Consider the following 12,227-nt stretch of genomic DNA (forward strand, 5'->3'; position numbering starts at 1 on the left):
TATAATAATATTTTTAATTGTATAAAAATAATTTTTTAATACATTAACATTATTTTTTATTTTTTAATATATCTAACAAGAAAAACGTTATTATAGTTATAATATTAATATTTATTAAGGAGATAAATGGAGTGAATAAATCACAGTTAATAGAAAAAATTGCTATAGATGCTGATATTTCAAAAGTAACAGCAGGACGTGTTTTAAATGCATTTATGGGTTCAGTTTCTAACGCATTAAGAGCTGGTGAAGAAGTTACTTTAATTGGATTTGGTACTTTCTCTGTACGTAAAAGAGCTGCTAGAATTGGAAGAAATCCTCAAACAGGCAAAGAAATTACAATTCCTGCTGCAAAATTTCCAGGATTTCGTCCAGGAAAAATATTAAAAAAAGTTATTAATGAATAAAATAGATAATAAATATATTAAAAAAAATTTAATTATATTAACAAAATATGTTACAATATCAAAAATATGCTCTGGTTTTTGACTAGCATATAAAATCTGTTAGTCATATCACGATATATATCTATGAACCCGGTCAGGTCTGGAAAGAAGCATCCGTAATAGAATAATATATATGCTGAAATCTGACTAACAGATCATTTTTAAAAAATTATAATGTGCATTAAAAAATGGAAAAAAAAACAATTCTTTTAATCAAAAAATTGATTAAAAACGTTCCAAATTTTCCCAAACCTGGAATTATATTTCGTGATATTAGCAATATCTTAGATAATCCTCAAATTTATTCTCAAATAATTTTATGTATATCTAATCATTATTATGATAAAAAAATAACTAAAATTGCAGGAATAGAAGCTCGAGGTTTTTTGTTTGGTGCACCTGTTGCTTTAAATTTAGGTATTGGTTTTGTTCCAATACGTAAGCCAAATAAGCTACCTAGAGCAAAATATAGCGAAAAATATAATATGGAATATTCTTCAAATTCTTTAGAAATACACAAAGATGCTATTTCTTCTGTAGATAAAGTTTTAATTATTGATGATATTTTAGCTACTGGATCAACTGTCAGTGCTGCGGTTAAATTAATCAGAAAAACAGGAAAAGTAAACGATGCAGCATTTTTAATGAGTTTACATTTTCTAAAAGCGGATAAAAAACTAGAAAAAATTAATATTAATTGTTTTAATATAATAAAAATAACAAAATAGTAAGTTTTTTGTAAACTTTTATAAAAATATGATATAAAACATAAAAATGATTTATCAAGTATTAGCTAGAAAATATAGACCTCAAACATTTTCGGAAATAAATGGACAAACACATATAATAACAGCATTGAAGAATGCATTATCATTAAATCGACTACATCATGCATATCTTTTTTCTGGTACTCGAGGAATTGGAAAGACTACAATAGCTAGAGTTTTAGCAAAAGGATTAAATTGTAAAAAAAAAATTACTGATAATCCGTGTAGAAAGTGTCAACATTGTTTAGATATCGAAAATGGTACAAGTATTGATTTAATAGAAATTGATGCTGCATCGCAAAGTAAAGTAGAAGATATTAGAAATGTTTTAGACAACATACAATATTACCCTTTACATTGTCGTTTTAAAATCTATCTTATAGATGAAGTACATATGCTTTCTCGGTATAGTTTTAATGCTTTATTAAAAACTTTAGAAGAACCTCCTAATCATGTTAAATTTATATTAGCAACAACGGATCCTAATAAATTACCTACAACAATTATATCACGATGCTTACATTTTTATTTACAAAAATTAACTATTAATGAGATTACAAAAAAGTTACAAGATATTGTAAATAAAGAAAAAATTAAAACTGAACTTAACTCATTAACATTAATTGCTAAATCATCTGATGGTAGCATGAGAGATGCTTTAAGTTTAACTGATCAAGCTATAGCTTTAGGTAATGGAAAAATAAATTTTATAGATTTAAAATATATTTTAGGGATTATTGATGAAAAATATTCTTTGTTAATATTTGAATCTTTGGTTAAAGGTAATATTAAAAAAATTATGTGTTTATTAGATGATATTGAAAAAAATGGTCAGTTATGCGAAAACTTATTAATTGAGATTTTATCTTGGATACATCATATTGCTATTTTACAAATTTTACCTGATAGTCTTCCAGAAGAAAAAAAAAAATATTTAGATATATTAAATAATTTAGCTATTTCTGTTTCACCTAGTGATATTCAATTATATTATCAAATATTTTTATTAGGGAGAAAAGATTTTTACTACGCTCCTTGCAATAGAACAGGAATAGAAATGATAATTTTGAAAGCCATTGCTTTTCATCCAAAAGTTACAGAATCTTATAAAACCATTCAAAGTTAATATTAGTTAAAACAAGCTATATTTAATTTTTTCTTTAAGATTACCATGCTACAAATTTATTAAAAAATATTTTTATTGATTATTATCTAGTAAAATATAATTATTAAAATAAGCGAGAAAAATATGTTTAACAAAGGTGGAATAAACAATTTAGTAAAACAAGCTCAACAAATGCAAGATAAGATGTCTAAAATACAAGAAGAAATTAATTTATTGAAAGTAACTGGAGAATCTGGTGCAGGTTTAGTAAAAGTTACTCTTAATGGTGCTTATAATTGCCAAAATGTTCAAATTGATTCTGATTTGTTAAAAAACAATTCTGATAAAGAAATTTTAGAAGACTTAATCGCTGCAGCTTTTAATGATGCCGCAAGACGAATTGAAGAAGTTCAAAAAGAAAAAATGTCATCTGTCTCTTCTAATTTAAATTTACCTTCAGGATTTAACATGCCATTTTAAAAAAATCTTATATATGTATAATAACAAAAATTTATTTTTAATAAAAAAAGATATTCTCTTGAATTTTTTATTTCAGTCCCCATTTCTTTCTGGAATTTGAAAATAAATATTTAGGATATAAAATTCTATGACCCAAAAAGAAACATATAATTTTCAATCAGAAGTAAAACAACTACTAAAACTGATGATTCATTCTTTATATTCTAATAAAGAAATTTTTTTACGAGAACTTATCTCTAATGCTTCGGACGCAGCTGATAAATTAAGATTTTTAGCTCTTTCTAATCCATCGCTATATGAAAATGATACTGATTTATGTGTAAAAATATCGTTAGATAAAAAAAATTGCTTAATTAAGATTAGCGATAATGGCATTGGCATGAAAAAAAAAGAAGTAATTGAAAACCTTGGAACTATTGCTAAATCAGGTACAAAAAATTTTTTGGAATCTTTAAAAACTGAAAGCGAAAACAAAAATGCACAGCTTATTGGAAAGTTTGGTGTAGGTTTTTATTCAGCGTTTATTGTATCTGATAAAGTTTCTTTGCATACTCGTGCAGCAAATGTTTCGGCTGATGAATCAGTTTTATGGCAATCTACAGGAGAAGGAGAATATACTCTTACACAAAAAGAAAAGAAAAAACGAGGTACTGAAATTGTTTTGCATATTAAAAAATCAGAAAAAGAGTTTCTTGATGTTTGGCGATTGAAAAGTATTATTAGTAAATATTCTGACCATATTTCTTTACCTGTAAAAATGGAAATGGAAGATGAAAAAACAAAGCTATTTAAATGGGAACAAGTGAATAAAGCTCAAGCAATATGGACACGAAAAAAATCAGAAATTAGCATAAAAGAATATAAAGATTTTTATACAAGTATTACTAATGATTCTGTTGAACCAATAATTTGGACACATAACCATGTTGAAGGAAAACAAGAATATATTGTTTTACTATATATTCCTTCTAATACTCCATGGGATTTGTTTCATCGCGATAATAAACATGGTTTAAAATTATATATACAACGCGTTTTTATTATGGACGATACCGAACAACTTTTACCGAACTATTTACGTTTCGTAAAAGGTATTGTAGATTCAAATGATTTACCATTAAATATTTCCCGTGAAATTTTACAAGAAAATCACTTAATTAGTAATTTAAAACTTGCGATCACAAAACGTATTTTACATATTCTTGAAAAATTATCTAAAGATGATAATGAGAAATATCAAAAATTTTGGAATACTTTTGGATTAGTATTTAAAGAAGGAGCTGCAGAAGAACATATAAATAAAAAAGAATTTATGAATTTATTAAGATTTTCTTCAACGTATCAAAATAATCCTGAACAAAACGTATCTTTAGCAGATTACATTAGTAGAACAAAAAAAGATCAAAAAAATATTTATTATATTACTGCTGATAATTATATATCTGCTAAAAATAGTCCTCATTTAGAACAGTTTAAACAAAAAAATATTGAGGTATTATTATTATCTGACCGTATTGACGAATGGATGATTAGTTATTTTACAGATTTTGAAAATAAATCTTTTAAATCTGTGAGCAAAATCGACAAAGATCTAGAAAAAATTGACAAAGAAAATTTACAAGATAATAAAAAAAATCAAGAAAAAGAATTTGCACCATTTTTACAAATTATAGAAAAACAGCTAAAAAATCGCGTAAAAAAAGTAAAATTAACGTATGCTTTAACTAAAACTCCATCTATTTTAACGACAGATACTGAAGAAATGAGTACTCAGATGGCTAAACTTTTTAAAGCAGCTGGGCAAGCAGTGCCAGATATCAAATATATTTTTAATATTAATCCTCAACATATCTTAATAAAACACATTATTAAAGTATCAGACAAAGTTATTTTAAAAGACTGGATAGAACTATTATTTGAAGAAGCATTATTAGCTGAAAAAGGTACTTTAGAAGATACTAATAAATTTATTAATCGAGTTAATCGTTTATTATTTCCTTAAAATAAATTAAATGTGAATTAATATTTCTTTTTCATATAAGTTTTTTAAAAAAAATTATGCGTATTATCCTATTAGGAGCTCCTGGTACAGGGAAAGGTACACAAGCTAACTTTATTACAAATAAATATCATATTCCTCAAATTTCTAGTGGAGATATTTTACGTAAGTTTTTAAAAAAAGAATCTAGTGAAAGCAATCATTTAAAAAATGTAATTAAAAAAGGAGAATTAGTTAACGATAAAATAATAATTAATTTAATAAGTGCACGTTTAAAAAAAAAAGATTGTAAAAATGGCTTTTTACTGGATGGATTTCCTCGAACAATTAATCAAGCTATTTATATGAAACAGGAAAAAATTAAAATTGATTTTGTATTAGAGTTTAGTCTTGATGTTCCGTCTATTATTAAACGTGTTACAGGACGTCGAATTCATGAACCGTCTGGTCGAATTTATCATATTAATTTTTGTCCACCTAAAAATTCTGAAAAAGATGATATTACAGGAGAAAAATTAACTATTAGATTAGATGATCAAGAACATATATTAAAGAAACGTTTACAACAATATAATAAATTAACTATACCTCTTATTAACTTTTATAAACAAGAAGTTAAATTAAGTGGAATACAATATCATATAATTAACATGAATAAAAATGTTTATGAAATTCGTCAACGTTTATTAAAAATTTTCAATGTATGATTTAATAATTTTGTTTTTCATAAAAATTGAATGTTTTTATTTTTAAAAAAAAATCAATAATTTTATTAAAACTTTTAATTATATATTCGTTATACTTTATGTATTAATTTTATTATTTTATACAAGATTTTTAATTTATATGCTTTTTTTTTGATAAAAAAGTATCGCTGTTATTTAAAGTATTTATTAAAATTTTAAAAAAAATCAACATAAAATTTTTTGAATATCTAATATAATTTTAAATTTAATTTAATTTTTTTTAAAAATTTTTTTTAGTTTTTATGTATAAAAAAAAATTGTATATATAATGTAAATATTTTTATTATCAAAATATTAGTTTATTAAACTAGTTATTTATTTGTATATTTTTAAATTTTTCAGTTTATAGCTATGAACTGAAAAATTTAAAAAAAATTTTTTACAGAATATTCACATATGATCTAAAATTTTTTTTTTTAAATTTTAAAAAAAAGTAAGATCTATAAAAAATTGTTAAGATAATATTAAATTTATAAGATTTTTCAATTTAATTAGAAAATAAGCATAAAATTTTAATGGTGAGTATAAAAACTAATGTTTTTTTATAATTAGAAAAGCATGTATCCGCAATATTATTTATAATAAGTAATAGCATATGATCATGTACATAGATATTTTTCAAAAAAACTTTAAATAACTAATCAAAAAATGTTCCTACAATTTAAGAGCAGAAATCTTATCTAATAACTGAAATATATCATTACATTTTTTATAAAAAATTTATGTTTTTTAAATATCTATAAATATCTCTAATAAATTATTTAGATATCGTTTACCTTTTCTTGTTAATATCCAATTTTTTTTAGATTCTTTAATATATTTGTTATCAATTGCTTGATTTATTTGCAATCTTATATAGTTTTCTTTTAATCCAGTATAAATTTCGAATGTTTCACGTGGAATATCTTTTAATAAACGAAAACGATTTAAAAAAAACTCAAATGGTTTATCTTTATTTTTAACTTTATAAGTTTTAAATATGTAAGTTCCTTCCATAAATTTTTTTGGAGAGCTCGTTTTAATTATCCGAATGATAGATTTGTTATTGTTAGTTATTTTACTATGTGAACCACATCCAATACCTAAATAATCACCAAAATTCCAATAATTCATATTATGTTTACAGAAATGATTGACTGCTGCATAACTAGATATTTCATATTGTAAATATTTTTGAGAGATTAAAAAATTATGTCCTTTTTTAAAAATTTTCCATATATTATCTTCACTAGGAAGTGTAGGAGTAAAAGAATAAAATTGAGTATTTTTTTCAACCGTTAATTGATACCATGAGATATGTGTAGGTTTTAATTGAACAGCTTTAATTAAATCATTTAAAGAATCCTGTAAAGTTTGATTCGGTAATCCATACATCAAATCAATGTTAAAATTTAGAAAATTTATTTTTTTTAAAAAAACGATAGATTTTTCTATATCAACATTATCATGTATTCTTCCTATACTTTTTAGTTGATTTTTGTTAAAACTTTGTGCACCAATAGAAATTCTGTTAATACCAATTTCTTGATAAGCCTGAAAAGTGCTTAAACAAACAGTACCTGGGTTTACTTCAATTGTAATTTCCACGTCAGTAGTAATTTCAATTTTTTTTTTATAGCATATATCAAAAATTTTATAGAATTTGGATGAAACAAACTTGGTGTTCCTCCTCCAATAAATATTGTATTAATTTTTCTATCTTTAATTAAGTAAAGGTTATTTTGTAAATCAGTTAATAGATGTTTTATATATGATTTTTCTATATTAATATCATGTTCTTTTGTTTGTTTATATGAATTAAAATCACAATAGGGACATTTTTTAATACACCACGGAATATGAATATATAAACCAATTTTGATAAAATTATTATTCAAAGTAGATTCCTATTTTTTTAAAAATTTTATTATAAATAAAAATTAAAACTTGGGAAAAGATCTTTTAAAATGCAGTTAAAAATATACAGTAAAAGTATCGCAATCATTCCTGAAAAATCTATCCCTCCAATTATAGGAATATAATGACGTATTCTGATCATTAAAGGTTCTGTTAATTGAAAAAAAACAATATCTGCATCAGTATAATTTATAATGGCCCAACTTCTAATTGAACGAATAATTATTATCCATGAGACAAGATTTATTAAAAGCTGTAACAAAGAAACAATGCTAATAAGAAAAACAAAATAATTAATTAGAAAAATTTTAAATTGGATAAAATTTAAAAAAAAATATTTTATAACAGAGAAAAATATAGAAAAAAATAATATGCTGAAATTAATACGTTTAATAGATGGAATAAAACGAATATTAAATAATTCAGTCGTTTTTATTACTAACTGCGATAATGAATTGTGAAAGTCACAACGTGAACATTCCATCCAAAGCCTTAATAATAAAACTGTTATATATGAATCAAAAATTATTTTAATGAAAAAAGTTAATGTTAACATAATAATCCTTAATTCTTTTTAATTATTACGGCTTCCAAAAATAGAAGTACCTATCCTTAATAAGGTGCTGCCATATTTAATAGCTAAATTTATGTCTTTACTCATTCCTAATGATAAAGTATCAACAGTATTATATATCTTTTTTAATTTTAAAAAATATATATTAAGTGTTTGATATAATAAGCATTGATCTTCGTAATTTTCATTTTTTGCTGGTATAGCCATTAAACCACGTAAACATAATTGTGGTAATTTTTTGATAGCTTTAGCTAAATAAAATATTTCTTCTTTTTTAATACCAAATTTAGTTTTTTCTTCACTAATGTTCACTTGAATAAGAACATTTATCGGTGAAAATGAAATATTAGACCTATGTTTATTTAATAACTCAGCTGTATTTATTTTGTTAACTGTATGGCACCAATCGAAATATTTTGCAATTAATTTAATTTTGTTTTTTTGTATACTCCCAATAAAATGCCATTCACAATTTTTATTAGTTTTTTTGATTATTTCAATTTTTTTTATTGCTTCTTGTACATAATTTTCTCCAAATAAATATTGTTTATTATTTATCGCATTTTGAATATCGAAAATATTTTTTGTTTTACTAACAGCAACAAGTTTAATTTTTTTATAATCACGGTGATAGTATTTAGATATATTTATAATTGTTTTACGAATAGTTTGTAAGTTTTTTTGAATAGAGATCATAATATTTAAAGTAAGTAATAACAGAGCATTAAAGTAATATATGTTTAATAATTTTTCATATATTATTATATGAAAATAACGATATAAAAAAAATATAAAAAATTTTTTAGTTATTTATTTTTTTTATAAACGTCTTCAAACCAACTTTGTAATATAACGACAGCTGATAATGAATTTATATATTTTTTTTTAAGAGCTCGGTATCCTCCTTTTTTAAATAACTTTGATTTAGCTTCAACAGTACTTAATCTTTCATCATAAAACTCTACAGGAATTTTAAATTTTTCATTGAAGGTTTTAGCAAAAATTTTTACACAATCAGTTAGTCTTTGATCTGTTCCATCCATATTCATAGGATAACCAATTATTATATGATTTGGTTGCCATATTTTTAAAAGATGCTGTATTTTTATCCAGTTTATGTGATTTTTTTTTTTTGATTGAATAGTTGTAAGAGGGTTAGCAATGCAGATTATGTTTTGACCTATTGCTACCCCAATATTTTTTGTACCGAAATCAAAACAAAAAAAAGTTTTATTTAACATTAAGAGTGACCTATTTGATTATTTATATTAATCATATCATCAATACCAATGTTTTTAGCAGCTTTTTTCCATCTTTCAGAAATAGGAGTATGAAATAAAAGAGAATCATTAGCAGGTATTAATAGCCAAATATTTTCTAATAATTCATTTTCTAGCTGATTTTTTTCCCAAGCACAATATCCTAACGCAATTAACATATTTTCTGGTTGTTCTTTAGTACCAATTACTTCAATAATATCACGTGAAGTAGTAATCATAGTATTATCAGATATACGAATACTAGAACTATAAATTTTTTGATTAGAATGCACTATAAATCCATGATCTTCTGCTATAGGTCCACCAGTAAAAACTGGTTTATTTAGTATAGTTTTTGAAAAATCAGAATTATTAGGTACTATATTAAGTTTATTTAAAATACCTTCAATAGTGATGTTTGTTAAAGTTTTATTAATAACTAATCCCATTGCTCCTTTATTATTATGTTCACAAATATAAATAACTGATTTTTTAAAGAAAGGATCTTGTAAAGATGGCATTGCGATTAAAAAATGATGTTGTAAATTCATTTAAGTTTTAAATATATATAGATTAATAGTTTAATTAATTAAAAATTAAAATAATTCATTGAAAAAATATGAAAATTATTTTAATAAGTTTTCAATTTTATTCATTAATATATTAGTAACTGAAAAAGAAAAAATATTTTCAATTTCACAAACACATGTTGGACTCGTAATATTTATTTCAGTTAATTTGTTACCAATAATATCTAATCCTACAAAAATTAATCCTTTTTCTTTTAAAAAAGGTCCAATTTTTTTAGCTATTTTAATTTCTGTTTTACCTAGTTTTAGTCCTTTGGCTTGACCGCCAGCCATTAAATTTCCTCTACTTTCTCCTTTTTTTGGAATTCTAGCTAAACAGTAAGGTATAGGTTCTCCATCAATCATTAATATTCTTTTATCGCCTTCTGTTTTTATTTCAGGTATATATTGTTGAACCATACAGTATTGGCTTTCATAATCAGTAAGATGTTCAATAATTACTGATAAATTAGAAATATCTGATTGTATATGAAAAATAGATTTACCTCCCATTCCATTTAATGGTTTAAGTATGATGTTTTTATTTTTTTTCCAAAAATCATATATTTTTTCTTTATTAGTAGTAATTAAAGTTTCAGGTAAAAATTTTGAAAAAAAAGTTGCTGGATAAAATTTCTCATTACAATCACGTAAACTTTTAGGATTATTTATTACTTTTGTCCCAAAGCGTTCAGCTGTTTCTAAAATATATGTAGCATAAATGAAATTCTCATTTACAGGAGGATCTTTACGCATTAAAATGACGTTAAGTTCAGATAATTTTATTTCCATAACTTTATCTAATTTGTACCATTTTTTATAATCTTTATATACATTTAATAAACGTGTTTTTGCAAATGGCACTCCATCATAAAGAAATAAATCATTAATTTCCATATAATAAATTTTAAAATTTCGTTTTTTAGCTTCTAATAAAATAGCAAAACTAGTATCTTTTTTTATATTAATGGATTGGATAGGATCCATTATAATGCCTAATTTAATCATGTTTTTATAAACAAACCTTTTTTTATAAAAAATTTTTTAAAAGTTACATAATTTTTATATATTTTTTTAATTTATATTTTATTAATAAATAAAATATATATTAATATAATATAAGTAAATAATAATAAAAATTTATAAAATTAGTTAAAATATAGCATTTAAATTTATGTTCTAATGAAGTCAATATGTTGTAGTTTTGGTTTATAAGGATGATATTGTACAGATTTTATTTTTACTACGATAGTTTTTTCATCACTAAGAATAATTTTTATAAAATTTTTATACATTGTAGATTTATTTTGTATATTCATAAAAAATTTTTGATCGACTATTATCCCAATATTTTTTTTATCATTACCGTAAATAATTCCTGGAAATTGATTATTAATTCTTAAACGACGGCTAGCGCTTTTCCCATATAAGTTACGTTCTATTGCTTTTATAGTAATCATTTTAAAGTCTCTATTTTTATGTGTTTTATTAGTATAACAAATAAAATATTTATTTATAAAATTTTTATTGATTTTTTAAAAATTATAATTTCAAATATACTTTTTATTAAAAATTTAGTAAAAATATACAATTTATTGCATTTCTATTAGGCTAATAATTATGATACTTGTTAATTAACAAACACAATAAAATTTAAAAAAATGGATATATGCAATTAAATATTATTAATAGTTAAAATTTTATGTATAATTTTTTCGTTTTGCAATAAAAGGAAAAATAAATGACATATTCACTACCAGCTTTATCATATCATTATAATGCATTAGAGCCATACTTTGATGAAAAAACAATGAAAATTCATCATACAAAACATCATCAAGCATATATTGATAATACAAATGAGATTATTAAAAAAAATCATCTAGAAAAAATATCAATTAATGAGTTAATTAAAACGTTACAAGAAAAGCCAGAAAGTATAAGAAACAAACTTAGAAATAATGCTGGTGGTCATGCAAACCACACTTTATTTTGGAAAATATTAAAACCAAACACAAAAATCACAACTACCTTTAAAAAAATTATTGAAAATCAATTTAAAACTCTAACAAATTTTTTTAATGTTTTTGAAAAAGTAGCCTTAGATCGATTTGGTTCAGGTTGGGTTTGGCTAGTTAAAAAAGATAATATACTAGAGGTAGTGTCTACTGCTAATCAAGATAATCCTTTAATGGGAAAAGAAATAACAGGAGTAAACGACAGTTATCCTGTGTTTGGTTTAGATTTGTGGGAACATGCTTATTATTTAAAATATCAAAATAAAAAATCCGATTATATTAAAGCTTTTTGGAAAATTATCAACTGGCAAGAAGTTGAATCTCGATTTTTTCATAATGAAAAACTAGTTTAGTCATAAAATAGATCG

General features: G+C 22.9%; 15 protein-coding genes and 1 other RNA gene. 8 read left to right on the forward strand and 8 right to left on the reverse strand.

Annotated elements, in window-relative coordinates:
* Positions 1-131: 131 nt before the first annotated feature.
* The 7 genes from TGUWTKB_RS03045 to adk all read left to right on the forward strand — a co-directional run bounded on the left by TGUWTKB_RS03045 (position 132) and on the right by adk (position 5,504).
* Positions 132-407, forward strand: a complete 276-nt coding sequence (locus TGUWTKB_RS03045) for an HU family DNA-binding protein (protein WP_041063413.1) — start codon at positions 132-134, stop codon at positions 405-407.
* A gap of 97 nt (positions 408-504) precedes the next feature.
* Positions 505-602, forward strand: an RNA gene (gene ffs, locus TGUWTKB_RS03370) — signal recognition particle sRNA small type.
* Positions 603-634: 32 nt separating this feature from the next.
* On the forward strand, positions 635-1,174 hold the full coding sequence (gene apt / locus TGUWTKB_RS03050) for an adenine phosphoribosyltransferase (protein WP_041063415.1): 540 nt from the start codon (positions 635-637) through the stop codon (positions 1,172-1,174).
* Positions 1,175-1,220: 46 nt separating this feature from the next.
* Positions 1,221-2,339 carry a DNA polymerase III subunit gamma/tau gene (dnaX, locus tag TGUWTKB_RS03055; protein WP_052459577.1) on the forward strand — a complete coding sequence of 373 codons (1,119 nt, stop codon included), beginning with the start codon at positions 1,221-1,223 and terminating at the stop codon, positions 2,337-2,339.
* A 123-nt stretch (positions 2,340-2,462) separates the two neighbouring features.
* A complete protein-coding gene (locus TGUWTKB_RS03060; protein WP_041063416.1) occupies positions 2,463-2,798 on the forward strand; it encodes a YbaB/EbfC family nucleoid-associated protein in 336 nt (111 codons plus the stop codon).
* Positions 2,799-2,925: 127 nt separating this feature from the next.
* Positions 2,926-4,800: a molecular chaperone HtpG gene (gene htpG, locus TGUWTKB_RS03065; protein WP_041063418.1), complete on the forward strand. Its 1,875-nt coding sequence runs from the start codon at positions 2,926-2,928 to the stop codon at positions 4,798-4,800.
* A 56-nt stretch (positions 4,801-4,856) separates the two neighbouring features.
* Positions 4,857-5,504, forward strand: coding sequence for an adenylate kinase (gene adk, locus TGUWTKB_RS03070; RefSeq protein WP_041063420.1), 648 nt, complete (start codon positions 4,857-4,859; stop codon positions 5,502-5,504).
* A gap of 768 nt (positions 5,505-6,272) precedes the next feature.
* Here the strand turns inward: adk and hemW are convergent.
* The 8 genes from hemW to rplY form a co-directional block, all read right to left on the reverse strand.
* The gene (gene hemW / locus TGUWTKB_RS03075) at positions 6,273-7,223 is read right to left on the reverse strand and encodes a radical SAM family heme chaperone HemW (RefSeq protein WP_320408545.1); all 951 of its coding nucleotides are present in this window, start codon (positions 7,221-7,223) and stop codon (positions 6,273-6,275) included.
* Positions 7,109-7,420: a radical SAM protein gene (locus tag TGUWTKB_RS03440; protein ID WP_320408541.1), complete on the reverse strand. Its 312-nt coding sequence runs from the start codon at positions 7,418-7,420 to the stop codon at positions 7,109-7,111. The genes hemW and TGUWTKB_RS03440 overlap by 115 nt, the downstream gene beginning before the upstream one ends.
* A 29-nt stretch (positions 7,421-7,449) precedes the next feature.
* Positions 7,450-7,701 (reverse strand): YggT family protein, encoded by a 252-nt coding sequence (locus TGUWTKB_RS03425; protein WP_232501625.1) that lies wholly within the window; start codon positions 7,699-7,701, stop codon positions 7,450-7,452.
* Positions 7,702-8,013: 312 nt separating this feature from the next.
* Positions 8,014-8,709, reverse strand: a complete 696-nt coding sequence (locus TGUWTKB_RS03085) for a YggS family pyridoxal phosphate-dependent enzyme (RefSeq protein ID WP_041063424.1) — start codon at positions 8,707-8,709, stop codon at positions 8,014-8,016.
* 110 nt (positions 8,710-8,819) lie between these two features.
* Positions 8,820-9,254: a Holliday junction resolvase RuvX gene (ruvX, locus tag TGUWTKB_RS03090; RefSeq protein WP_041063426.1), complete on the reverse strand. Its 435-nt coding sequence runs from the start codon at positions 9,252-9,254 to the stop codon at positions 8,820-8,822.
* A complete protein-coding gene (locus tag TGUWTKB_RS03095; RefSeq protein ID WP_041063427.1) occupies positions 9,254-9,823 on the reverse strand; it encodes a YqgE/AlgH family protein in 570 nt (189 codons plus the stop codon). The genes ruvX and TGUWTKB_RS03095 overlap by 1 nt, the downstream gene beginning before the upstream one ends.
* Positions 9,824-9,898: 75 nt before the next feature.
* A complete protein-coding gene (gene gshB, locus TGUWTKB_RS03100) occupies positions 9,899-10,849 on the reverse strand; it encodes a glutathione synthase (RefSeq protein WP_041063428.1) in 951 nt (316 codons plus the stop codon).
* 164 nt (positions 10,850-11,013) lie between these two features.
* Entirely contained in the window at positions 11,014-11,301 is a 288-nt protein-coding gene (rplY, locus tag TGUWTKB_RS03105) for a 50S ribosomal protein L25 (protein WP_041063430.1), read from the reverse strand.
* A gap of 281 nt (positions 11,302-11,582) precedes the next feature.
* Between rplY and TGUWTKB_RS03110 the strand changes: the two genes are divergently transcribed.
* Positions 11,583-12,212 carry a Fe-Mn family superoxide dismutase gene (locus TGUWTKB_RS03110; RefSeq protein WP_041063432.1) on the forward strand — a complete coding sequence of 210 codons (630 nt, stop codon included), beginning with the start codon at positions 11,583-11,585 and terminating at the stop codon, positions 12,210-12,212.
* Positions 12,213-12,227: the final 15 nt, after the last annotated feature.

It is taken from the genome of Candidatus Tachikawaea gelatinosa, from assembly GCF_000828815.1.
Lineage (GTDB): Bacteria > Pseudomonadota > Gammaproteobacteria > Enterobacterales > Enterobacteriaceae > Tachikawaea > Tachikawaea gelatinosa.